This is a genomic window from Geobacillus sp. YF-1 (assembly GCF_052692335.1).
The window spans coordinates 1512865-1535949 of the sequence record NZ_CP199850.1; the positions used below are offsets into that span (position 1 = coordinate 1512865).

The following is a 23085-nucleotide window of genomic DNA, read 5'->3' on the forward strand; positions in this document are numbered from 1 at the left end:
TGACGCGGGAGTTTATGCCAATTGGAGGGGTGCGGCGATGAGCCATCAGCGTTATCCGTTTGCGTTGGAAAAAAACGAGAATTTTTTTGATAAGCTTAGCCAATGGATCGGCGACGTTTTTTATGATATTTTGCCCGAGGCCGGCTTTGAGCTGCGCGATGAGCAAATTTATATGGCGTTTCAACTCGAGCGGGCGTTTCGCGAGAAAAAGGTGATTTTTGCCGAAGCGGGGGTCGGGACGGGGAAAACGATCGTTTATTTGCTGTATGCGATTTGCTACGCCCGTTATACCGGTAAACCAGCCATCATTGCTTGCGCCGACGAAACGTTGATTGAGCAGCTCGTCAAAAAAGAAGGCGATATTGCCAAACTGTCCGAGGTGCTCGGGTTGGACATTGACGTTCGGCTTGCCAAGTCGCCCGATCAATATTTATGTTTAAATAAACTGGAAGAAGTCACGACGTACCTCGATGAGGACATCGAACTGTATGAGCAAATTTATGACGAGCTTCCCGCGTTCGTTCATGACTACCAACCGATGCAGTCGTTTTATCGCTATGGCGACCGAAAGGAATACGCCCACCTGACCGACGAGCAGTGGAAAAAAATCGCCTGGGATCCGTTTCAAGACTGTTTCACGTGCGAGAAGCGGCATCGCTGCGGCCAGACGCTTTGGCGCGACTATTACCGAAAAGCGGCCGATTTGATCGTCTGCTCGCACGATTTTTATATGGAACACGTGTGGACGTATGAGGCGCGTCGGCGGGAAGGCCAGCTGCCGCTCTTGCCGGAAGCGAGCTGTGTGGTGTTTGACGAGGGTCACTTGCTTGAATTCGCCGCGCAAAAGGCGTTGACTTATCGAATGAAAGAGACGACGCTTGAGACGCTGCTCACACGGCTTCTTGAAAACGACATCCGCGAAGAGCTCGCTTATGCCATTGAAGAAGCGCTCGCGACGAGCAGTCGCTTTTTTGCTGAGTTGAAGGCGTGCGCGAAGGATGTCCCCGGTTCGAATCGAAAGGAAATTGTCTCGTCGCCTAAGCTTCAGCAATGGGCGAAGAAGTTGCGTAGTCAAATTGTGGAAATCGGCAACGAGCTCGTGTTTGAGAGCGAAACGTATACGATCGACCATTACCAGCTCAACATCGTGGATGAATATTTGGATCAAATTCAGTACTCGCTTGATCTGTTTTTAACGAACGCCGATGCCATCACGTGGCTTGAATCGTCGCGTCACGAGGCGACGTTTGTCGTCATGCCGCGCACGGTTCAGGAAGTGTTGCGCGAAAAAGTGTTCAGCAAACGCATGCCGTTTGTCTTTTCATCGGCAACCCTATCAAACGGAAAATCGTTCGAATATATCGCGCAAAGTTTAGGCATCGATGACTACTTGTCGTTCAGCGTGCCGTCGCCGTTTGATTATGACGAACAGATGGCGATTTATATGCCGACGTTCCGCGCGGACGAGACGCTGTTTGCCAAAAAGTACGAGTATGCGCTCAACAAGCTGCGTGAAACCGGGGGACGGGCGCTCCTTTTGTTCCCGACGCGCGAGGAGCTGCTCGAGTTCAAAGAAGCGGCTGCCGGCGAACCGTTTTCGTTTTTGTTTGAAGGCGACCGCGAAATTAGCGATTTGGTCGCTGAGTTTCAGCGCAACGAAGAGACGGTGCTTTGTTCGGAACATTTATGGGAAGGGCTGGACATCCCGGGACCGTCGCTTTCAAACGTCATCATTTGGTCGCTGCCGTATCCGCCGAACGATCCGGTGTTTCAGGCGAAGCGAAAAGCGTATCACAATCCATTTTGGGACGTCGATGTGCCGTATATGTTGCTTCGCCTTCGCCAAGGGGTCGGACGGCTCATCCGCACGCGCGATGACCGCGGCCTCGTTTCCATTTTCATCACCGATCGGGAAGATGGACGGGTTGTTGCATCGATCAAAGACGTGTTGCCGACAACGGTGAGGGAGGAATGAAGTTCCTCCTTTTTCTTTTTCGTTTAGCGAAATATTTTTTCGCCTGCGGCAGGAAAAACGACTTGTCTTATGGAAGTAAATAGCTGGCCATCAAATCAACAGGGGGACTTGAACGACATGAAGCAAATCGAAGAGCAGTTTTTGCGATATGTGAAAAAAATGATGAGCTACCGCGAAGCGATTGGCCTCATGTACTGGGATTTGCGGACGGGCGCTCCGAAAAAAGGGGTGGAGCAGCGGTCCGAAGTGATCGGCATGCTTTCGGAAGAAGTGTTTCGCATGTCGACATCGGAAGAAATGGCGGCGTTTATCGCCAAGCTGTCGCCGCAGGGCGTTTACGAACAGCTTGATGAAGTGACGCAGCGCACTCTCGATGAGTGCAAAAAGGAATATGAGCGCAATAAAAAAATCCCGGCCGATGAGTATAAGGAATACGTCATTCTTTGTTCCAAAGCGGAAAGCGTTTGGGAGGAGGCGAAGGCAACCGCTGACTTCGCGCTGTTTCGGCCGTATTTGGAGCGCATCGTCGAGTTTCAGCGCCGCTTTATCAGCTATTTGGGATATGAAGGGCATCCATACAACACGCTGCTCGATCAGTATGAGCCGGGCATGACGGTCGAGCTGCTTGACGGATTGTTCGGCCAGTTGCGCGAACGCATCGTTCCGCTTGTGCAGGCGGTTTCCACAGCGCCGGACAAGCCGGACACGTCGTTTTTGTTCGCTCCGTTTCCGAAAGAAAAACAGCGCGCCTTTTTGCTGGAGCTGCTTGTGGAGCTCGGTTACGATTTTGGCAAAGGGCGGCTTGATGAGACGGTCCACCCGTTTGCGATCGGGCTGAATCCGAACGATGTTCGGATTACGACGCGTTACGACGAGCGCGACTTCCGCACCGCGATTTTTGGCACGATCCATGAGTGCGGCCATGCGCTGTATGAGCAGCACATTTCCGAGGCGCTCACCGGCACGCCGCTGGCGAGCGGGGCGTCGATGGGCATTCATGAATCGCAGTCGCTCTTTTTTGAAAATATGATCGGGCGCCACTACGCGTTTTGGAAGCGCAATTATCCGCGTCTTCAGCAATACGCGCCCGCCCAGTTTGCCGGCGTGTCTCTGGACGCGTTTTACCGGGCGATCAATGAAGCGAAGCCGTCGCTCATCCGCATTGAAGCCGATGAATTGACGTATCCGCTTCATATCATCATTCGCTATGAAATCGAAAAACAGCTGTTTGCGGGTGAGCTGGAAGCGGCGGACTTGCCGGATGTCTGGAATGCGAAGTATGAACAGTATCTCGGCATCCGTCCGCACAATGATGCGGTCGGCGTGCTGCAGGATGTTCATTGGTCGGGCGGCAGCTTCGGCTATTTCCCGTCCTATGCGCTCGGCTATATGTATGCAGCGCAGTTGAAGCGGGCGATGGAGAAGGAGCTCGATTTCGCGCAGCTGCTCGAGGAAGGGACGATTGCACCGATTCGTGAATGGCTGACGGACCGCATCCACCGATTCGGCAAAACGAAGAAGCCGCTCGACCTTGTGCGCGACGCGACGGGCGAACCGCTCAAAGCCGATGGCTTGATTCAATATTTAGAAGAAAAATATCAAGCGCTGTATCGGTTATAAAGTGGAGCGCGGCGGCAAACGGCCGGCTCTTCACACGAGGGCCTTGAGCGCATCGGCGGCTCAACAGCCGCCGCATTTGGGTGAAGAACGAAAGGCCGGACTGATGAACGAAGTGCAGATCGGCGCAATGATCAAAGAGGGCGTCCCGCTGCAACTGGGAGACGCCCTCTTTCTTTACCATAGTTTGTATCCTTTCGACCCCGGCGGGGCGTTTTGAATAATGTCGATCAACGGCACCGTATAGGCGATCAAAATCAATGCAACGACAAGGCCGAGCCAAAGTTTCCAGTTTTCAAGCGCCAGCGCGGCTCGTTCCTGCGGGGCGGCCGCTTCGGCGACGGGAAATTCCGTTTCGCCTTTCGGGGCGAAAAACGCCAAGTTGATGACGATGACGAGAATGAGAATGATGCCGATAAATAAGATCGTTCCACCAACCGCTTGTGCGATTTGATACGGAATCCATTCGAGCGCCTGCGGCGAATTGCCGTACGTCGAGAAGGCGGAACGTCTCGGCGCTCCAAGCAAGCCGGCCAAATGCATCGAACCGGACATAAACGTCATCCCAACCGCCCAAACGACCGTTTGTATGATGGCGAGCCGGTTCATCGCTTTCGTCATCACCCGGCCGGTCAAATGCGGGATGAGCCAGTATGACGCACCAAAAAACGTTAAGACGACCGTCGTCGCTACGGTCAAATGGAAGTGGCCGGTCACCCAAATCGTGTTATGGACGACTTGGTTCAGCTGATGCGAAGCATTGATGATCCCGCCGGTGCCAGCCGGAATGAAAAACAGCATTCCGACAAACGGCGCGAAAAAGCGCGCATCGCCCCACGGCAATTTCCGCAGCCAGCCAAACAAGCCTTTGGCTCCTTGCGAACGGCCGTATGATTCAAACGTCGCAAACATGGCAAAGGCGGTCATGAGCGATGGAATAATGACCATAAACGTCAAGACGACTTGCACGTATTTCCAAAACGGCGAAATTCCTGGCTCAAGCAATTGATGGTGGAAGCCGACCGGAATCGAAAAGAGTAAAAACAAGATGAACGCCAGCCGCGCGAGCGAATCAGAGAAAATTTTGCCGCCGATCACTTTCGGAATGACGGCGTACCAAACCATATACGCCGGCAGCAGCCAGAAGTAAACGAGCGGATGCCCGAAATACCAAAACAGCGTCCGGCTCAACAGCACGTTCACCCGGTCGGTGAGCCCGAGCGACCACGGAATAAGCTGAAAGACGACGGTCGCAGCGACTCCGAGCGTGCAGACGAGCCATAACACCATATTTGTCACCGACATAAACGCCAGCAACGGGCTCGCCTCGCCGCGGTGCGCTTTCCGCCAGCGCGCATAATGGGCAAACATCGCAAATCCGCTCACCCAGCTGCCGACAACGACAAGCGCCAAACCGATATAAAAGCCGGCATGCGCTTGCAGCGGCGCGTAAAAGGTATATAGGACGGACGCTTTTCCCGTCAAGATGAAGAAGGCGCTCATGCCTGTGCCGATCGTCATCATCCAAAAGCCGATCCAAGCAAACCGGCGCGAACCGCTCGAAAGCGCTCCGGTCGTGCGGCTGACGGCGGCAAACTGAAAGCCGATAATGAAAAACGTTGTCAGCACAAGCCCGAGCAGGACGCCGTGCGTCGTTAAAATCGTATAATAGCTGATGCCGGCTGGCAGTTCAAATTTGCCGGAACGGACAAGCGTTTGCAACAGGCCGGCAAATCCGCCTAATGCGAGAGCAGTAAAAGCAACAGCGAAATGCGCCAGCGCCAGTTTAGCGTCGCGGCGATCGACTTTTTCCAACGATTGTACCATGTTACTCCACCACCTTCATGCGCGCCGTCATCATATGGTGGCCGGCGCCGCAATATTCATTGCACAGAATCGTATATTCGCCGGGCTGATCAAACGTCGTCGTCAAGCTGTTGATATAGCCGGGTTCGACCATCATGTTGATGTTGGTTCCCGGGATTTCAAACCCGTGGATCACATCCTTCGAGGTGACGTTGATCGTCACTTTCGCTCCTTTCGGAATTTCGATGGCATTTGGCGTAAAGGAAAACGCCGCGACGACGATGTTCAGTTCGTACTCGTTGTTTCCTTTTTTGACAAGCCCCGGCTGATTGAATGGCGGGGTCGTGTCCACTTTTTCTGGATCGATCGTCGTCAGGCAGCTTGGCGGCTGCTGTCCGGAGGCGAAAGCGCTCACACCGACGACGGTTAAAAAGACAACGAGACAGCCGATGCCAAACGTCAGCCAAATTTTTTCGTACTTGTGAATGTGCATCTCCAGTCCCTCCTTTGCCGCTTACAGGCGGTGCAAAAATAAAAAGTAGACGCTGACCCAGGCGAAAATGATGAAAAAGCCGAGCAAAAACACAGACGCCAACGTACCGCCGAGCGCTGGCTCTTTCTCGTTTTTTGGTTGCCGGATTGTCGTCGGTTTGGTCGATTCTAGTTTCATGTTGCATCCCTCCTCTTTTTTGAATTCATCCCCCATCACATCGGTGAGGCAGGCGCGTCAACCGCGGATTTCCCTGCTTTGACACTATCATAACTGTAGAAAACAAAGGCAACAGTGACTTTTCTCACAAAAACGATGCAGGAAGTTTGAACAAATGGTGACGATTGTGAACAATGTATGAAAACGATGGACAGAAAAGCCACCACGGATGATGGTCCTTCGGTCGGGCGCGACTCGAAACGGTTTGAAATCAAAAATCGAAGCGTGGCTTCGTGCCAGCAAAGGGATAAAAAGCGAATAATCTGTATTTTTTGTCCTTTAACGTTCGTTCTTTTTTAGCAAAAAACGCTTCTCAACCGCTGCTGGTCATGGTATACTGCTAATAACTGAATCACGCTGACTCACTCATATAATCGCAAGAATACGGCTTGCGAGTCTCTACCAGCCGACCGTAAATCGGCTGACTATGAGTGGCAATGTCGGAAGGAAGGCGGCCATGGCCGCTTTGCGCCTTCGGTTTGCTGTTGGCTTAAAAGACATTGCCTGACTCATGGAATTGAGTGAGGCCGGTGTTTTTTAAGCTTTTTTTATTGGGAGGGAATCGGTATGCGCGTATTGCTCGAGAAAATTGCCGCTGAAGGGGAGGTTGTCGCCGGCGGGGTGCTCAAAGTCGACCGCTTCTTAAACCACCAAGTCGACCCGCATTTGATGAAGCGGATCGGTGAGGAGTTCGCCGATCAGTTTCGCGGCGAGCGGCCGACAAAAGTGTTGACGCTCGAGTCATCAGGCATCAGCCCGGCGCTTATGACGGCCTATGAACTCGGTGTTCCGCTTGTCGTTGCCCGCAAGCGGCGGCCGTTGACGATGACCGGTGAGGTGTATCGCGCGGAAGTGTATTCGTTTACGAAGCAGGAGGCCAACGAGATCATCGTTTCCCGTTCACTGCTTGATGGCTTTGACCGGGTGCTCATTATCGACGACTTTTTAGCCAACGGTCAGGCGGCGCTTGGGATGGTGGAGGTCGTTCGTCAAGCGGGAGCGGCTGTCGTTGGCATCGGCATTGTCATTGAAAAAGCGTTTCAAGACGGCGGCCGGCTGCTTCGTTCGCGCGGATTCCGCGTCGTTTCGCTCGCCCGCATCGCTTCGCTTGCGGATGGCGTCATTCGATTTCACGAAGAGGTGATGAACGGATGAACATGAAATGGTGGCAAATCGGGTCATTAGGCATCCAGCACGTGTTGGCGATGTACGCCGGGGCGATCGTTGTCCCCCTTGTCGTCGGCGGCGCGCTTCGGCTGTCGGGGGAGCAGCTGACGTATTTAGTGGCCGTTGACCTATTGACATGCGGCATCGCGACGTTTTTACAAGTATGGAAAAATCGATGGGTTGGTATCGGTTTGCCGGTCATGCTTGGCTGTACGTTTACGGCGGTCGGGCCGATGATCGCCATCGGCGGACAATACGGAATGCCGGCCGTGTATGGGTCGATTCTTTGTGCCGGGCTTGTCGTCGTGTTGATCAGCCCGTATTTCGGCAAGCTGCGGGCGCTGTTCCCGCCGGTTGTCACCGGTTCCGTCGTCACGGTGATCGGCTTGACGCTCATCCCGGCAGCCGTGAACAATATGGCGGGCGGGCAAGGGGCGAAAGATTTCGGCAACCCGGCCAACTTGGCGTTGTCGTTTGGCGTGCTCGCGCTTATTGTTGTGCTCTATCGCTGCTTCAAAGGCTTTGTCCGTTCGATTGCTATTTTGCTTGGGATGGCCGTCGGTACCGCTGTCGCGGCCGCGATGGGAAAAGTGGACTGGACAGCCGTCGCCGCAGCGTCGTGGGTTCACCTGCCGCAGCCGTTTTATTTCGGCGTTCCATCATTCCATGGCCCGGCCGTGTTGACGATGGTGTTGGTCGCCATTGTCAGCCTCGTTGAATCGACTGGCGTCTACTTCGCTTTGTCTGACATTTGCCGCCGCCGGCTGACGGAAGAGGATTTGGCGGGCGGTTACCGCGCCGAAGGGCTGGCGATCATGATCGGTGGGCTGCTCAATGCGTTCCCGTATACGACATACTCGCAAAACGTCGGCCTTGTGCAGTTGTCGGGCGTGAAAACGCGGAACGTCATTTACGCCGCCGCTCTGTTTCTCATCTTGCTTGGATTTGTGCCGAAAATCGCGGCTGTCGCGACGATCATTCCAGCCCCAGTGCTTGGCGGAGCGATGCTCGCCATGTTTGGCATGGTCATCGCCTACGGCGTGAAAATGCTAAGCCACGTTGACTTGGCGGTGCAAGAAAACTTGCTCATTATCGCCTGCTCGATCGGCGTCGGGCTCGGGGTGACGGCGGTGCCGAACTTGTTTGCCGAGCTCCCGGCTGGCCTCCGCATTTTGACCGACAGCGGCATCGTCGCCGGCAGCATGACCGCCATTCTCTTAAACGCCGTTTTCCATCTCGGCAGGGCGAGAAAATCAGCCGCTCTACCGCTGCAGGAACAAAAAATCTCGTAAACGTGTCAAGGTCATCGGTTTCATCGCCTTCTTTGCTTCCCGCGATCAGCTTGGGAAGCAAAAAAGGCTTTTTTGTTGCGTGTCGATTTTTAAAGAAAAGAGTAGAAGACGGTGGAAGTGCGGTGATATAATGGAAAGGGAAAGGAGGTGAAACCGTGGACGAATGGGTGGTGCGCCTGTTTGACGAGCTGCGGCAAATGCGGGCGGAGATGGCAACGAAGGCCGACATCGCCCAAGCGAATGAGCGCATCGAACGGCTTGAACAGACGATGACCGCGGTGAAAGAAGACGTGGCGCAGACGAACGAACGCCTCGGGCAGTTGGAACAAACGGTGGTGGCCATGCGGGAGGATATGGCGGCGTTGGATGCGCGCGTCGGCCGCATGGAAGAGCGCGTCGAGCACATGGATGCCCGCATGGGACGCATGGAAGAACGCGTTGAGCGCGTCGAGCAGACGATGGCGACGAAAGAAGACGTGGCGCAGACGAACGAACGCCTCGGGCAGTTGGAACAAACGGTGGTGGCCATGCGGGAGGATATGGCGTCGTTGGATGCGCGCGTCGGGCGTATGGAAGAGCGCTTCGAGCACATGGATGTCCGCATGGGACGCATGGAAGAACGCGTTGAGCGCGTCGAGCAGACGATGGCGACGAAAGAAGACGTGGCGCAGACGAACGAACGCCTCGGGCAGCTGGAACAAACGGTGGTGGCCGTGCGGGAGGATATGGCGTCGTTGGATGCGCGCGTCGGGCGCATGGAGGAACGCGTTGAGCGCATGGATGCCCGTATGGGACGCATGGAAGAGCGCGTCGAGCACATGGATGCGCGCGTCGGGCGTATGGAAGAACGCGTCGAGCACATGGATGCCCGTATGGGGCGTATGGAAGAGCGCGTCGAGCACATGGATGCCCGTATGGGACGCATGGAAGAGCGCTTCGAGCACATGGATGCGTGCGTCGGGCGTATGGAAGAGCGCTTCGAGCACATGGATGTCCGCATGGGACGCATGGAAGAACGCGTTGAGCGCGTCGAGCAGACGATGGCGACAAAGGAAGATGTCGCCGAATTGCCGTTTATTCGGCAAGCTGTTATGGAGACATTGGAGACGCTGCGAGACGTTTCAACGATCAAGCAAACCGTTGCCCAAATGCAGCAGAAAATCGATGAAATCATCACCGGACAAGCTAGGCAAGAGCTCGTTCTTCAATCCCTCGCGTTGCATCTGCTTGAGCATGAGAGTGAAATCCGCGCTTTGAAAGCGAAATAACGCTAAGCATCTCAGTTCATATCCTCACTTGAGACGGTTTTCCTTCCCAAAAACAGGCCGGCTTTGTCCGCGCCTGTTTCTTCATGTGTCCTTCTTTTGGATGATCAACGGTTTCCAAATGATAAGACGCACGGGATGCCTGTTCGTCTGCATACAGTTTGCTTGTTTGCGCATCCTAAACGAAAAGAGGAACAAACCGAGGTGTTGGTATGCCGACCCTTTTATCGATCGGCACGGCAACGATGCCATATATCGTTTCCCAAGAAGAAGTGAAGCAGCATGTCGCCGGTCTGTTTGCCGGACGCCTCGCGCGCGCCGAGCGGCTGCTTCGGGCCTTTGACAACGGCGGCATTCGGACGCGCGCGTTTGTGCAGCCGCTTGCCTGGTACAGCACACCGCGCGGTTTCGGCGAGAAAAATGCCGTGTATATGGATTGCGCTGTCCGCTACAGCGGCGAGGCAGCCAACAACTGCTTGCAGAACACCCCTGACGGCCCGATTCCCCATGAGGCGGTCGATGCGCTGTTTTACATCTCAACGACCGGACTGTCTACGCCGAGCATCGAGGCGCGGCTGATGAACGTGCTGCCGTTTTCTCCTTCCGCCGTGCGGGTGCCGGTTTGGGGGCTCGGCTGTGCGGGAGGGGCAGCGGGCCTTGCGCGGGCGGCCGATTATTGCCGGGCGTTTCCGAAGGCGAAGGCGCTTGTGATTGCCGCTGAGTTTTGCAGTTTGACATTTCAGGCGGATGACGTATCCAAAAGCAATGTGATCGGCACATCGCTTTTTTCCGACGGCGTGGCCTGCGTGCTTGTCGCCGGCGATGAAGCAGTGCCAAATGGCGGTGCGCCGCGCATCATCGCTGCCCGATCGGCGCTGATGCCTCGCTCGGAAGATGTGATGGGGTGGGAGATTCGCGATGAAGGGCTGTTTGTCATCTTTTCAAAAGACATTCCGGCGATCGTCCGCGCATGGCTGCGCCCGCAAGTGGAGTCGTTTTTGCAGGAGAACGGACTAGGGCTTCGCGACCTTCGCTATTTTATCGCCCACCCGGGCGGAAAAAAGGTGATGGAGGCGTATGAGGAAGCGTTCGGATTCGGCATGGAACAGACAAAGGCTTCCAGAGAGGTGTTGGCCCGATATGGCAATATGTCGTCAGCTACCGTTTATTTTGTGCTCGAGGAAGTGATGCGGCAGCCGCTTGCGCCCGGGTATGGGCTGCTCGTTGCCCTCGGTCCCGGCTTTAGCGCCGAGATGGTGCTGCTCAAATGGGAGGAATGATGATGCGGTTTGCCTTCGTGTTTTTCGCGGTGGTCGGGATGCGTTTGGTTGAGCTTTGGCTTGCAAAACGGAACGAACGGTATGTGAAAGCGCTCGGAGCGAAAGAGGTGGGCGCCCGCCATTATCCGTGGATCGTGTTAATGCATGTGCTTTTTCTTTTGTCGCTGGCTGTCGAGGCGCTTCGAAAAGGCGCCCGCCCGTCGCGGCGCTGGCCGCTTTTGTTTCCGCTCTTTCTCGCCGTCGAAGGGCTGCGCGTATGGACGATTTTGTCGCTCGGCCGCTTTTGGAATACGAAAATTTTGATTGTGCCCAACCGTCCGGTCGTGAAAAAAGGGCCATACCGGTGGATTCGTCATCCGAACTATGCGGTCGTCGTTTTGGAGATCGTGTTGCTGCCGCTTTTGTTTCAGGCGCGATTGACGGCCGTTGTCTTTTCATTTCTTAATGCGTTGCTGCTGTTCGTTCGCATCAAAACAGAGGAGCGGGCGTTGGCGGCGTTGACAGACTATCAGGAAGCGTTTCGCGCTCGGCCGCGCTTTTGGCCAAGCATCTCCCGAAGGTTGACGCCTTTCTAAAAAGATGGAGAAAAGCCCTCATGTCCCTGTTGATCGATATTTTCATGCGCTCCCGCCTTGTTGATGGGCGGGATTTTTCGTTTTTCCTATTGGGAAACGGAACAAAATGCAGTAAAATGAATGTAAATGACATTGACGGAAACAAAGGGGTTTGAATCATGGGGAATGTTGCTGTTAGACCGCCGTCATTGCGGCCGTGGCTGGCGAAAATGATAAAGATGCATGAGCTGCTCGAGCAAGCGGGAGATTCAGATCATGCAGGCAAAGTGAAGCAGCTTATTGAAAAAACGGCGGCCGGGGAGCTCGTTGTCGCCTTTTGCGGTCATTTTTCCGCCGGCAAATCGAGCTTGATTAATGCGCTGCTCGGTGAGCCGCTATTGCCGTCGAGCCCGATTCCGACGAGCGCCAATCTTGTCAAAGTGAAGGCCGGCCGGGATTCTGTGCGCGTCTTTTATCGCCGCGAGGCGCCGGTCGAGTACGAACCGCCGTATGATCCGGACCTCATCCGCGCGCAATGCCGGGACGGGGAGACGATCGAGTGGATTGAAATCAGCCGTGAAACGGGTGCCATTCCGCCAGGCGTCGCCATCTTGGACACGCCGGGCATCGACTCGACGGACGACGCCCATCGGCTGGCGACGGAGTCGGCCCTCCATCTTGCGGATGTCATCTTTTATGTGATGGATTATAACCATGTCCAGGCGGAATTAAACGTTCAATTTACGAAACAGTTGACCGATGAAGGAAAAACGGTGTATTTGGTCATCAATCAAATTGATAAACATCGCGAAGAGGAGCTGCCATTCGCGGCGTTTCGCGCTTCGGTGGTCGAGGCGTTCCAACGTTGGGGGATCGAGGCGGCCGGACTGTTTTTCCTCTCGTTGAAAGCGCCGTCCCATCCGCACAGCGAGTGGCAGGCGTTGTCAAGTTGCTTGCGCCGGCTGTTTGCCGACAAGGATGAATGGCTCGTTCGCGGCGCTGAATCATCGTTGAAATGGATCGCCGCCCGCCATCTTGAGCAGTTGTGCGCTCAGCATGAGAAGTTGGCGCAAGAGATGCAGGAGCGGCTTGCCGCGCTTGGCGGCATTGCGGGTGAGGCGGCCGCCGAAGAGCTCCATCGCTTGGAAGACGAGCTTGCCGAGACGCAAACGGCGGCGGCGCGGCTGGAAGAGTCGGTTCGCACGGAGCTGGAGCGCGTGCTGCACAATGCTTATTTAATGCCGTTTGAAACGAGAGAGCGGGCCGGGGCGTACTTGGAAGCCATGCAGCCTGGCTTTAAGGTCGGGTGGCTGTTTTCCAAGACGAAAACGGAAGAGGAGCGCAAACGGCGGTTGGCGGCGTTTTATGAGAGCGTGAAAGCACAGGCGACCGCGCAGATCGAATGGCATGTCCGCCAACTGCTGCTGCGGTTTGGACATGAGTGGGATGCCGATGCCGCTTGGCTTGGCAAGTGTCAACAGTGGACGGTGGAGTGGGATGAATCGCTGCTTGCAGGCCTCGTCAAACACGGAACGGATTCGCGCGGTGCGGCGCTGTTGAATTATACCGATGATGTCGCGGCGGCGCTCAAAACACGGTATCGCGACTCAGCGCTCGCTTTGGTGGCGGAGCTTGGGGAACAAGCGGCCAACCGGGCGGCCGAGCAAATCGCGGCATTGCGCGTCAAGCTGTCGGCAGCGCGCGAAAAAGCGGAGCTCGCCGCCCATTTGGCCCGCCTTGAAGCGGAGCGGGAAGAGCGGCGGCGCATGCTCGAACAGCTGCTCGCCGCCCCCACCCCGAACGATGGCCAAACGCTCGATGAAAAACAGCTGGCTGTGTTGACCGCCGCTCCTTCATTCCAGAGGGCGCGCCATGCCGAGGCGGCGGTGCGGTCGCATGAGCCGCGGGAGACCATGAATCGTGTTTCCGAAGAGCAAGCGCTCAGTCAGAAAAGAGCGGCCGGCAGCCGGGCGGCGGGAGAACGGGACGATTTCTCGCGGGCGCGGCCTAGCGGACAAAAACTGCGAAGCGAAGAAGCGGCCGAGCGGCTGGAGGCGGCGGCCGCTTGGCTCGAGCAGTCCGAACTGCTTGCTCGTTTTGCCGGCCCGCTGCGCGTCAAAGCGCGGCGGCTCCGTGAGCGTGCGTTTACGGTCGCTTTGTTTGGTGCTTTCAGCGCCGGCAAGTCATCGCTCGCCAACGCCTTGCTCGGCGCGCCGCTCTTGCCGTCATCGCCCAATCCGACCACCGCTGCCATCAGCAAAATCGCGCCGCCTGACCAAGAGCATCCGCACGGAATGGCGGTGGTCAATGTCAAAAGCGAGCGGCAAATGTGGGACGATGTTCAAGCCTCGCTTCGCCAGTTTGGACTAAAGGCCGCTACATGGGAGGAGGCGCTTCGCCTGTGCGCCCGCCTCGCCGAATCCGGAGCCATGCATCCAGCGCAAAAGCCGCACCTCGCCTTTTTGGCGGCCGTTGCGGCCGGTTATGAGCGGATGGGCGGCCAGCTCGGCGCAGCGTTGTCGGTCGGCTTTGACGAATTAGAGCGGTATGTCGCGGATGAGGCGGTGTCGTGTTTCTTAGACGAGGTCGTCCTGTATGTCGATTGCCCGCTCACCCGCCAAGGGGTGACGCTTGTCGATACGCCCGGGGTCGATTCGCTCAACGCCCGGCATACCGGAGTGGCGTTCCATTATATGAAGAATGCCGATGCGCTGCTGTTTGTGACGTACTACAACCACGCCTTTTCGAAAGCGGATCGCGAATTTTTGCTTCAGCTCGGGCGCGTTAAGGATGCGTTTTCCCTTGACAAAATGTTTTTTGTCATCAACGCCGCTGATTTGGCTCAGTCGCGGGAGGAGCTCGATGCGGTCGTCTCCTATATGAACAGCGAACTCGCCCGCTTCGGCATTCGTTTTCCGCGCCTTTATGCGCTCTCGAGCCGCATGGCGCTGGCGGAGAAAACCGGGGCGGGACCCGTGCCGCACGATGTTTTGGCGGATTCAGGGCTGCCCGCTTTTGAGGCCGACTTTTTCCGCTTCTTGACCGAAGAGCTGGCCGAAGTGGCGGTCGAGAGCGCCTGCGCCGAGCTTGCGCGGGCGCATCAGGCAGCCGCGGAGTACGCTCGGGCCGCTGGGCAGAGCGAGGCGGAAAAAGCGGCCAAACAACAAATGCTCGGGCGCCTTCGCGAAGAGATGCAGGCGCTGCTCGCCGGCGCCGATGACACCCACGGCCGGCAAGCGCTTCGCCAAGAGGTGGAGGAGCTGCTCTATTACGTGAAACAGCGCGTGTTCCTGCGCTTGAACGATCTGTTTAAGGAAGCGTTCCATCCATCGGTGCTCCGCGACGGCCAAGGGCCGATGCGCCAAGTGCTTGCGCGCTGTCTTGACGAGCTGCTTGCGGCGGTCGGCTTTGATTTGGCGCAGGAGATGAGGGCGACCAGCTTGCGGGTAGAGGCCTTTTTGCGCAAGCGGCTGGATGAGCAGTTTGCCCGTCTTGGCCGTGAGCTTCGAAGCCTCGATCCGTCAGTGGCTCTTACGCCGCCGGAAACGGCTGTTTTTGCGGCGCCGGAGTTCGCCACCGCCCTTAGCGATGTGGATCGGGCGCGGTTTGCCAAGGCGCTTTCGCTCTATAAAAACGCCAAATCGTTTTTTGAACGCGATGAAAAGCGGCGGATGAAAGAGGAAATCGAAACCGCGCTCATGGAGCCGGTCGATCAGTATTTGACCGAGCAAAAAGAGCGGATCGTCTCCGCTTATAGTGAGCAATACGAGACGGCCGTCGCCGCGTTGGCCGCCGCGCTCGCCGACCAAGTTGACAGCTATATGGACGGTTTGATGGCGGCGCTCGCCAACAGGGGGGACGGTGAGACGCTCCGCCGCATCGAAGCGGCGCTTCGCCGCCTTCTTCCCGTTCAAGGCGAGGAGGCGCAGCCATGAACCGGTTTCACGCTTGTGCGACATGCATCCACTATGGCATCGAAAAACGGGCCGACGGGCTCTACACGTATTGCCGCCGGCTTGGCTATGCGACGAAACCGAACTATCGGTTCAACTGTTGGACACCGAAACCGAACGTCAAGCGGTTGATGGAAAAAGAAGCAGGAAAGGACGAGAGCTAGTGAGCGAAGTGCATCAGGCGATTACCGCCCACGTACAAAAACAGCATGCCGTCTTGAAAAAGTTTGCCATGCTCGATGCGGAGCGCGAGCGGCATATCGAAGAAGCGGTCGAGCGCTGCCGCCGCGGCGAGCCGTTTACGGTCGAGCTGATCAACGAAGTGACGAAACAAATGAACGAACTGGCTAAAGGCGGCCTCGTGCCGGCGCGCCGGTACGTGACGCCGGAAATGGTGCGCGACTATGTGAGCCGGCTGGAAGGGAAACGGCCGCCACAAGGGAACAGAGAAGACGGCCAGCACGCTTGAGCCTAGAAGATCGGTGAAAAACGGTTGCTTCTTTTGAGCAATGGGGGATCGTTTGAAAGGCGACCCTGATGCGACAAGGCTTTTCGATTGGAGAAATGAGCTCGATAAGCGGCTTGCTCCCTTCAATCACCGGCCTCCTAGAAAGTCGTTGAACAACGGCCGTTTCCCTCTCATCGGTGAGGGAACGTGCGAAACAAAGGATCGATGCCGCCAAATGGTTCGATTTGAAAAACGAGAATGGGAAGCTACCCGTTCCCTTCCATCAGCGACCGACTGACGCGCCCAAAGCGCGTAAGCAAGTGGATCGGCAGGCAAAACGAAAAGGGGGAGAAGAACAATGGCGTCGCTCGTTTCCCACGAATGGCTGCATGCCCATTTGTCCGAAGAAACCATTCGGATTCTTGATTGTCGATTTTGGCTCGGCGCCCCGTCCAAAGGCGCCTCGGCTTACCGGGACGATCATATTCCCGGTGCAGTGTATATCGATTTGGAGCGCGATTTGTCCGGTCCGGTGGCGGAGCACGGCGGCCGCCATCCGCTGCCATCGGCCGAGCAAGCGGCGGCTGTGTTTGGCCGCGCCGGCATCGATGAAACGATGACGGTCGTTGCCTACGATGACCAAGATGGAGCGATGGCCGCGCGCTGTTGGTGGCTGCTTCGCTATTTCGGCCATGAGCGCGTTTACGTGTTGGACGGCAATTACAGCGAGTGGAAAAAGAAAGGCCATCCGGTGACGGACCACATTCCTGTCGTAGCGCCGCGGCGGTTTCAACCGCGGCCTGACCGGTCATGGCTGGCGACGGTTGAGGATGTGCGCGCCGCTGTGCGCGATCGCTCGGCTGTGCTGATCGATTCGCGCGAGTGGAAGCGGTACATCGGTTTGGAAGAGCCGATCGACCGGGTGGCTGGCCGCATTCCTAGGGCGGTGCATCGGTTTTGGAAAGATGGGGTGGCAGAAGGCGGCTACTGGAAACGCCCAGATGAGCAAGCGGCGCGATTCGCTGATCTTGACCGCGAGACACCGCTGATCGTCTACTGCGGTTCTGGTGTCACCGCCTGTCCGAACGTGCTCGCTTTAAAGGAAGCCGGTTACCGCAACGTCCGGCTGTATGTCGGCAGTTTCAGCGATTGGATTTCCTATCCGGACCACCCAGTCGAAACGGGTGATCCTTCCTCTTCAGCATAGACGTTTTTCAAGCGGATGCCAATGGCCTTGAAGGAAAAGTATGGTCAATAGGTCGTCGTCAAAGAGCCGTTGAAACGGGCAGGACATCTTGAAGGCGAAGGATCGGAATCAATACGTGTTTTTCAAGCGTCGAGCTAGGGGCGCCGTGGTCTCGTGCATAGTTTTTCTCCGGCGGGCGATACTATGTGTGAACCGACGGAACAAGAGGAGGAGAGCGCATGGGCCGGACAAAGCTTGGCAATGCGAATGCCCAAAGGAATAACAACGCGAAAAAGAAAAACGGCTTTAATGAATGGACGAGCGAATTCGCTTCCTACGCCGAAGTGGAAGCGGAAAAAATGAAAAATGACCATCAAAACATCCGGTAACGACGAGGGCGCACCCCTCGTTTTTTTGTCGTAGGCAGCAACGTTGGCAAAGACAAACGTATGTGCTATAATGAAGGCCAGAATGGCGAAGACGCCGGCCGGGAGGGAAAAGCGTGCGAAAGTGGTTCGTCCTATTGCTATTTTTGGCGGTTGCCGGCTACGGCCTTTGGAACGCGATGGCCGCCGGCAAAACGAACGAAGCGGTTGCTGCCGGCCCGAGGGTAGGCCACCCGGCCCCCGACTTGGCGCTGCCGACGCTTGGCGGCGAGCCGGTCAAACTTTCCGCTTGGCGCGGCAAAGCGGTCGTTCTTAACTTTTGGACGTCATGGTGTCCGCCATGCAAAGAAGAAATGCCGGAACTCGAAAAGTTTTACAAACAGCATGGCCACGAAGTCGCGGTGCTGGCGGTCCATTTGACTACGCGAGATACGCTCGATAACGCCGAGCGATTTGCGGAAAGCAGGAACTTGACGTTGCCAGTCGCCTTGGATGTCCGCGGCGAGGCGTTTTATCACTATCGAGTCCAGACCATTCCGACAACGTATATCATCGACCCGAACGGCATCATCCGGAAAAAAATCGTCGGCCCGGTGACGGCAGCTCGGCTCGAGAAGGCGACAGCGCTCTTTCGTTGACCAATCAACGGCGACGGACAGCGCTTTTTTTCATGCGCCACTATTTTTCAAAAAGTTGTCATAATTTTTATCTTTTTTGGGCATGAATAAGATTACAATAAAAGTGAGGGGAGGTTGAAGCGATGAGACGATCCCGCAAAATGACTCTCCAAGAATTGATCAGCGAGAACAAACGGCAGTTATTGAACGATCGGGAAGCGCTCGAAAAAATCGAGAAAAGGCTGGAAGAGCGGATGCTCAAAAAAGCAGAATAACCCATGCATAGCGGTTCTCCGGGCGGACAGACTAGATGGCGAGGAGGCGAACAAGATGAGCAATCCGAAAGGAAGCCGAAAACATTTCGTGCCGAACCATATCGGCACACAGCCTCGCGCCGCTGGGGGAAACAAAGGCAAACAAATGCAGGACCAATCCGGCCAGCACGCCCAAGTGATTCAGACGAAGGGTGAATAGGGCAAACTCGCGTGAAGGAGGAAGCGTCCATGCCACGTCCGAAACCGGATGACCGCAGCGATAATGTGGAAAAGCTGCAAGAAATGGTGCAACATACGATCGAGAATATGGAAAAAGCCGAGGAAACGATGCAGTTTGCTTCGCCGGAGGAACGGAAGAAAATTGAGGAGAAAAACCGCCGCCGCGAGGAAGCGATCGCTGCGATGCGTGCGGAAATTAAGGACGAAGCTGCTGCACGGGAACACGGCTACCAATAAACAAAACGAAGCCGCCTTGATTTGGGCGGCTTTGTTTTTTCATTTGCCGGCTTGAGCCAACGAACGGATGAGTGGTAACATGAAAGAAGAGCCCGGCAAAAAATGGAGGGAGAACAAACGTGAAGGTGGTAGAAAAACAAATCGAAGTGCGCTATGCGGAAACGGATCAAATGGGCGTCGTTTACCATGCGAACTACTTAGTTTGGATGGAAGTCGGGCGCACAGAACTGATCAAACAGCTTGGCTTCCATTACGCGGAGATGGAGAAAGAAGGAATTATTTCGCCAGTCATCGACTTGCAAGTGTCGTACAAAAAACCGCTTCACTACGGGGAGACGGCGACCGTCCGCACGTGGATCGACGCTTATGACGGCATCCGCGTCACGTACGGCTACGAAATTCTCACTCCGGACGGCGAAGTGGCCGTCACCGGCAAGTCGCAACACGTCTGCGTCAAGCGCGAGACGTTTCGACCGATTGTGATCCGCAAATATTTTCCTGACTGGCATGAAGCCTATGAACGGGCGAAGCGGTAAAGGGGAGCGGTGCGATGGCGTTTGGCATCCGCCGTCATGAGCTTGAGGCGTGGAAAGAGAAAGTGAAGCGCGGCGAGATCGCCTTTTTGACCCATTATTGGTATGACGAGCGGTTTCCGGATTGTACGACGGTGACGAAAGTCGGCTGCGCCGATGTCGAAAAACTCGCCGCTTGGGGGCGGCAATACGGGCTGAAAGAAGAGTGGATCGACCGGCGCGGCGAGTTTCCGCATTTCGACTTGCTCGGCGAGACGCAAAGGCGCGTGTTGCGGCAAGAAGGACGGCTGTTTGAACTCGAACGATTCACGAAACGGGGGGAAAAAGAGATGATCGATTTGACTGCTGCCAAGGAAATGGCGAAACATACGTTGATCGATACGCTCGGTATCGAACTGGTCGAGCTTGGCGAAGGCCGCGTCGTGGCGACGATGCCGGTCGACCAGCGCACGCACCAGCCGGCCGGGCTGTTGCATGGCGGCGCCTCAGTCGCGCTCGCTGAAACGGTGGCAAGCATCGGCGCGTATGCGCTTGTCGATCCGCAAACCGAAAACGTCGTTGGTTTGGAAATTAACGCCAACCACGTTCGCGCCGTCCGCAGCGGAACGGTGACGGCGACGGGAACAGTGCTGCACCGCGGCCGGACGACGATGGTGTGGGATATACGCATCACCGACGAACAAGGGCAGCTCGTCTGTGTCTCCCGCTGCACGATCGCCATCATTCGAAAAAGCTAGCGCCAAGGCTAGCTTTTTCATCGTTTATTGGAGCAGAAATACCGGCTCATCGCCTGTTTCGTCCAAATCGATCGTCAAATCGCGCCCGTCAAAATACCAGTGGTCGCTGTCGTCGACAAAAAAGGTCACGCCATCAATCGTCGTCTGTGCGGCCGGCTCTCCGGCTGGCTCGTCTTTCGCCATGCCGAGCGAAAATCCTTTTTGCACGGTGCCGCATCCTCCGTAGCGGGCGAAAAAGCGAATCGCATCGCCCGGCTTTAGCCCAAGCTCCCGCTTGTACCAGTCAAACGCCTTTTTCGTGATCACAATGTTCATAGCTTCCCCTCCTCACGTTTATTATAAGCGAATGAGCAACAGCTGGTAAAACGATTGTGTGAACATTGGCTGACAATGTCAGCGGCCCCTTTCCACAAAGTGGCGGACTTTTGCCTTCAGGCGCGCGAGTAAAAAGGGCGATGAAGGCAAACAGTAAAAGCGAGGGAGGTGAGCGGGATGAATAAAAAGCGGCCATTTGCGCCAAGTTACGAATCCGACGGGGTGATGGGGAAAAACAGCCAAACGCATCCGCACCGCTCGGAACGACCACCAACCGGCAAACAAGCGCCCGATTTTTTCAACATAACGCCATCGAGCGAATAACGAAGCGGGAACAACCGCTGTTTTTGATGAATAAAGTAGCTAGTAGGCTTAGCTTTTGTCGGAATCGATTGGCTTCACAGTTTCGTTTTTGATGAATAAAGTAGCCAGTAGGCTGCTTTTTTTCATGGCAGCTACTATACAAATAGGCCGGTCCGCGTTATCATTATCTGAGGAATATATTTTGAAAGGAGTGACGTTTTCGTATATGAGTAGTTCGAGTCTGAACGAACCAGAACCGGAATATAGCGGGGAACGCGGCCTGTTCCTTTTTTCGCCCGCTGCTCATCATACGAAAACGAGCTCCGGACGGAAAGGAAGAGGCGCCGCCTTCCTCGCGGGAAAAGGAGGAAGGATGCCAGATGATGAAAATGTATTTATCCGATGCCAGCGGCAAAATGCGGGAAATCGACCGGATTGAAAACGGCTGCTGGATCAATCTCGTCGCCCCGACGGAGGAAGAAATTCGTTACATCGCCCACCATTTGGACATTCCGATCGATTCGATCAAAGACGCGTTGGACGATGAAGAGCGGTCGCGCATCGAAAAAGAGGATAACCATGTATTGATTATCGTTGACATCCCGATTGTTGCTCACGATGAAGTCGACGGCCCGATGTATGAAACGATTCCAATCGGTATGATTATTACCAATACGTGCTTTATCACCGTTTGTTTGCAGGAGAATCCAATTTTCGAAGAGTTTTCAAAAAACAGAATCAAAAACTTTTACACGTTTATGAAAACGCGGTTTGCCTTGCAAATGCTCTACATGATTTCGACGTATTATTTGCGCTATTTGAAGCAAATCAACCGGCGCACGAGCGAAATCGAAAAAGAGCTGCACCAATCGATGAAAAACAAAGAGCTGTTTTCGCTTCTTAGCATGGAAAAAAGCTTGGTGTATTTCATGACGTCGCTCAAAGCAAACAACATCGTCATGGAGCGGCTTTTGCGCCTCAACTATTTGCGCATGTACGAAGATGACCAAGATTTGCTGCAAGATGTCATTATCGAAAACAAGCAGGCGATCGAAATGGCGGAAGTGTACAGCAGCATTTTAAGCGGCATGATGGATGCGTTCGCCTCCGTCATCTCGAACAACTTAAACATCGTGATGAAGTTTTTGACTGCCATTACGATCGTCATTTCGCTGCCGACGATGGTGGCGAGTTTTTACGGCATGAACGTGCCGATTCCGTATCAACACTCTCCGTACGCCTTTTTGATCGCGATGGCGCTCGCCGGTTCGCTGTCGGCAGCAACGGCGTACGTCTTTTGGAAAAAGCGGTATTTTTGACGAACGAGCGGCTTTTCGTTGGTGCAGAGAGGGCGAAAAAGCGGCGCGAGCCTTTCACCGATATCGGGAAACATAAAGCGAGAAGCCGCTTTTCAGCCAGATTTTTCAACGAAACAAAACGGTCGAGCGGCATGGCCAAACACTGGCCGCCATGGAAACAAAACCGGCTGCCCTGTCATTCGGGCAGCCGGTTTTGTTTGCGGGCCGCGACGCCGCCAGAGAGGATAAATTTCATCGCCTCTTCCGGTGCGATGTCGATGACTTCGACCTGCTCTTTCGGAACGAGAAGGGTGAGCCCGGCGACTTGAAATGTCTGTGGAATATAGACCGCCACATAATCGGCAAGCGGGTCGTGCCAGGCGCCGACATCGTCCATCGTAATAAAGCCAAGGCATTTCCAGCCGCTTTCGGGCACGGTAATGAGCACGACTTGCGAAAACGATCGTTTTTCCCCGACGAACGAAGCGATCGTATCTTTCGCGACCGAATAAACGGTTTTCATCAAAGGGATGCTTTCGAGCAGGCGGCCGGACAATCGGATGAGGCGGCCGCTTACATATTGCGTCGACAGCCAGCCGCACACCGTGATGAGCGCCACCGTAGCGAGCAGGCCGAGTCCGGGGATATAACGGCCGTCCAAATACGGCCGCACGTACTGGCCGAGCAGCCCGTCCAACATCGCAAACACTTTGTAGCATACATAGACGGCCAACAAAATCGGCACGATCGTCAGCATGCCGTTTACAAAATTTTTCATGAAAAAACGCATCGTTCTCCTCCCTTTCCCTTTCCTTTCTTTCTCTCACCATACCAGTTTTTTTAAAGTTGCACAACCAACAAAATACGAACATTAATTTCATTTAAAGAAAAAAAGTTCGTTTTTTATTGACGA

General features: G+C 55.3%; 25 protein-coding genes, 1 pseudogene and 1 riboswitch. Of the genes and pseudogenes, 21 read left to right on the top strand and 5 right to left on the bottom strand.

Going from position 1 to position 23085, the window contains the following annotated elements:
* The first annotated feature begins 37 nt into the window (after positions 1 to 37).
* Positions 38 to 1975, top strand: coding sequence for an ATP-dependent DNA helicase (locus ACTVIM_RS07560; protein WP_445614140.1), 1938 nt, complete (start codon positions 38 to 40; stop codon positions 1973 to 1975).
* Between the two features lie 117 nt (positions 1976 to 2092).
* Positions 2093 to 3595, top strand: a complete 1503-nt coding sequence (locus ACTVIM_RS07565) for a carboxypeptidase M32 (RefSeq protein WP_445614141.1) — start codon at positions 2093 to 2095, stop codon at positions 3593 to 3595.
* A 174-nt stretch (positions 3596 to 3769) separates the two neighbouring features.
* Here the strand turns inward: ACTVIM_RS07565 and ACTVIM_RS07570 are convergent, their stop codons facing one another.
* The 3 genes from ACTVIM_RS07570 to ACTVIM_RS07580 are packed head-to-tail and all read right to left on the bottom strand — an operon-like array spanning position 3770 to position 6068.
* On the bottom strand, positions 3770 to 5419 hold the full coding sequence (locus tag ACTVIM_RS07570) for a b(o/a)3-type cytochrome-c oxidase subunit 1 (protein ID WP_445614143.1): 1650 nt from the start codon (positions 5417 to 5419) through the stop codon (positions 3770 to 3772).
* A 1-nt stretch (position 5420) separates the two neighbouring features.
* Positions 5421 to 5891: a cytochrome c oxidase subunit II gene (locus ACTVIM_RS07575; RefSeq protein WP_033021388.1), complete on the bottom strand. Its 471-nt coding sequence runs from the start codon at positions 5889 to 5891 to the stop codon at positions 5421 to 5423.
* A 21-nt stretch (positions 5892 to 5912) separates the two neighbouring features.
* Positions 5913 to 6068 carry a cytochrome c oxidase subunit 2A gene (locus ACTVIM_RS07580; protein WP_033021390.1) on the bottom strand — a complete coding sequence of 52 codons (156 nt, stop codon included), beginning with the start codon at positions 6066 to 6068 and terminating at the stop codon, positions 5913 to 5915.
* Between the two features lie 385 nt (positions 6069 to 6453).
* Positions 6454 to 6555, top strand: a riboswitch (purine riboswitch).
* Positions 6556 to 6674: 119 nt separating this feature from the next.
* Here ACTVIM_RS07580 and ACTVIM_RS07585 point away from each other — a divergent pair.
* From ACTVIM_RS07585 to ACTVIM_RS07665, 17 genes and pseudogenes are all read left to right on the top strand, one after another.
* On the top strand, positions 6675 to 7262 hold the full coding sequence (locus ACTVIM_RS07585) for a xanthine phosphoribosyltransferase (protein WP_445614144.1): 588 nt from the start codon (positions 6675 to 6677) through the stop codon (positions 7260 to 7262).
* Positions 7259 to 8566: a nucleobase:cation symporter-2 family protein gene (locus ACTVIM_RS07590; protein WP_445614145.1), complete on the top strand. Its 1308-nt coding sequence runs from the start codon at positions 7259 to 7261 to the stop codon at positions 8564 to 8566. The genes ACTVIM_RS07585 and ACTVIM_RS07590 overlap by 4 nt, the downstream gene beginning before the upstream one ends.
* A gap of 155 nt (positions 8567 to 8721) precedes the next feature.
* Positions 8722 to 9834: a tropomyosin gene (locus tag ACTVIM_RS07595; RefSeq protein WP_445614146.1), complete on the top strand. Its 1113-nt coding sequence runs from the start codon at positions 8722 to 8724 to the stop codon at positions 9832 to 9834.
* Between the two features lie 209 nt (positions 9835 to 10043).
* The gene (locus tag ACTVIM_RS07600; RefSeq protein ID WP_445614147.1) at positions 10044 to 11111 is read left to right on the top strand and encodes a type III polyketide synthase; all 1068 of its coding nucleotides are present in this window, start codon (positions 10044 to 10046) and stop codon (positions 11109 to 11111) included.
* Positions 11108 to 11686: an isoprenylcysteine carboxyl methyltransferase family protein gene (locus tag ACTVIM_RS07605; protein WP_445614148.1), complete on the top strand. Its 579-nt coding sequence runs from the start codon at positions 11108 to 11110 to the stop codon at positions 11684 to 11686. The genes ACTVIM_RS07600 and ACTVIM_RS07605 overlap by 4 nt, the downstream gene beginning before the upstream one ends.
* Before the next feature lie 158 nt (positions 11687 to 11844).
* Positions 11845 to 15600 (top strand): dynamin family protein, encoded by a 3756-nt coding sequence (locus ACTVIM_RS07610; protein ID WP_445614149.1) that lies wholly within the window; start codon positions 11845 to 11847, stop codon positions 15598 to 15600.
* A complete protein-coding gene (locus tag ACTVIM_RS07615; RefSeq protein ID WP_033021401.1) occupies positions 15597 to 15782 on the top strand; it encodes a hypothetical protein in 186 nt (61 codons plus the stop codon). The genes ACTVIM_RS07610 and ACTVIM_RS07615 overlap by 4 nt, the downstream gene beginning before the upstream one ends.
* A complete protein-coding gene (locus ACTVIM_RS07620) occupies positions 15782 to 16087 on the top strand; it encodes a YpbS family protein (RefSeq protein ID WP_051985097.1) in 306 nt (101 codons plus the stop codon). The genes ACTVIM_RS07615 and ACTVIM_RS07620 overlap by 1 nt, the downstream gene beginning before the upstream one ends.
* Positions 16088 to 16424: 337 nt before the next feature.
* Positions 16425 to 17273, top strand: coding sequence for a sulfurtransferase (locus ACTVIM_RS07625; RefSeq protein WP_445614150.1), 849 nt, complete (start codon positions 16425 to 16427; stop codon positions 17271 to 17273).
* A 218-nt stretch (positions 17274 to 17491) separates the two neighbouring features.
* Positions 17492 to 17641 carry a hypothetical protein gene (locus ACTVIM_RS07630; protein WP_165570941.1) on the top strand — a complete coding sequence of 50 codons (150 nt, stop codon included), beginning with the start codon at positions 17492 to 17494 and terminating at the stop codon, positions 17639 to 17641.
* 113 nt (positions 17642 to 17754) lie between these two features.
* Positions 17755 to 18276 (top strand): TlpA family protein disulfide reductase, encoded by a 522-nt coding sequence (locus ACTVIM_RS07635; RefSeq protein WP_445614152.1) that lies wholly within the window; start codon positions 17755 to 17757, stop codon positions 18274 to 18276.
* Between the two features lie 122 nt (positions 18277 to 18398).
* A complete protein-coding gene (locus ACTVIM_RS07640) occupies positions 18399 to 18530 on the top strand; it encodes an FbpB family small basic protein (RefSeq protein WP_081897221.1) in 132 nt (43 codons plus the stop codon).
* A gap of 55 nt (positions 18531 to 18585) precedes the next feature.
* Complete coding sequence (locus ACTVIM_RS07645; RefSeq protein ID WP_011231056.1) at positions 18586 to 18729, top strand: acid-soluble spore protein N; 144 nt, start codon at positions 18586 to 18588, stop codon at positions 18727 to 18729.
* 29 nt (positions 18730 to 18758) lie between these two features.
* Positions 18759 to 18986: a small acid-soluble spore protein Tlp gene (gene tlp, locus ACTVIM_RS07650; protein WP_144974241.1), complete on the top strand. Its 228-nt coding sequence runs from the start codon at positions 18759 to 18761 to the stop codon at positions 18984 to 18986.
* A 119-nt stretch (positions 18987 to 19105) separates the two neighbouring features.
* Entirely contained in the window at positions 19106 to 19522 is a 417-nt protein-coding gene (locus ACTVIM_RS07655; RefSeq protein ID WP_445614153.1) for an acyl-CoA thioesterase, read from the top strand.
* Between the two features lie 14 nt (positions 19523 to 19536).
* Positions 19537 to 19848, top strand: a pseudogene (locus ACTVIM_RS07660) (hypothetical protein); the annotation flags it as partial.
* On the top strand, positions 19849 to 20256 hold the full coding sequence (locus ACTVIM_RS07665) for a hotdog fold thioesterase (RefSeq protein WP_445614329.1): 408 nt from the start codon (positions 19849 to 19851) through the stop codon (positions 20254 to 20256). It begins immediately after the preceding pseudogene.
* Between the two features lie 24 nt (positions 20257 to 20280).
* Here ACTVIM_RS07665 and ACTVIM_RS07670 read toward each other — a convergent pair whose 3' ends face one another.
* Positions 20281 to 20571 (bottom strand): HesB/YadR/YfhF family protein, encoded by a 291-nt coding sequence (locus tag ACTVIM_RS07670; protein WP_445614154.1) that lies wholly within the window; start codon positions 20569 to 20571, stop codon positions 20281 to 20283.
* A gap of 177 nt (positions 20572 to 20748) precedes the next feature.
* Here ACTVIM_RS07670 and ACTVIM_RS07675 point away from each other — a divergent pair, with 177 nt between their 5' ends.
* Together ACTVIM_RS07675 and ACTVIM_RS07680 are read left to right on the top strand one after the other, a co-directional pair.
* Positions 20749 to 20895 (top strand): hypothetical protein, encoded by a 147-nt coding sequence (locus tag ACTVIM_RS07675; RefSeq protein WP_445614155.1) that lies wholly within the window; start codon positions 20749 to 20751, stop codon positions 20893 to 20895.
* A gap of 359 nt (positions 20896 to 21254) precedes the next feature.
* On the top strand, positions 21255 to 22193 hold the full coding sequence (locus ACTVIM_RS07680) for a magnesium transporter CorA family protein (RefSeq protein ID WP_445614156.1): 939 nt from the start codon (positions 21255 to 21257) through the stop codon (positions 22191 to 22193).
* Positions 22194 to 22368: 175 nt separating this feature from the next.
* Here ACTVIM_RS07680 and ACTVIM_RS07685 read toward each other — a convergent pair whose 3' ends face one another.
* Positions 22369 to 22962: a DUF502 domain-containing protein gene (locus tag ACTVIM_RS07685; RefSeq protein WP_445614157.1), complete on the bottom strand. Its 594-nt coding sequence runs from the start codon at positions 22960 to 22962 to the stop codon at positions 22369 to 22371.
* Positions 22963 to 23085: the final 123 nt, after the last annotated feature.